This is a genomic window from Staphylococcus sp. EG-SA-15, assembly GCF_017151895.1.
Lineage (GTDB): Bacteria > Bacillota > Bacilli > Staphylococcales > Staphylococcaceae > Staphylococcus > Staphylococcus aureus.
In genome coordinates this window covers 1-248 of the sequence record NZ_JACVZN010000136.1, presented here as the reverse complement: position 1 = coordinate 248, position 248 = coordinate 1, and the positions used below count along the sequence as shown (strand labels likewise).

General features: G+C 29.0%; 1 protein-coding gene. It reads left to right on the top strand.

Annotation, left to right across the window (positions count from 1 at the left end):
• The coding region (locus tag IDG64_RS14720; protein WP_206171373.1) for a hypothetical protein at positions 1 to 248 on the top strand (248 nt) is incomplete at both ends.

The window sequence follows — 248 nt, the reverse complement described above, 5'->3', positions numbered from 1 at the left end:
ATTGCCTATAACTGATCTGTGCCAGTTTTTACCTAAGGGTGCTTTGTATTTAGAGTTGTTCAATTTTATAGTTATTTCTCTTAAACTAGTACCTTTTTTCGCTTCTTCTACTGCAAATCGTAATACTAAAAATAAAAATGCATGTAACATCGACGAAGGCGAGGTTTTAAAACAATTTTACAATTATCTAAAACAATTTGATTTAACATCATATAAAATCGAAAACCAACCTAAAGAAATAGAAGATG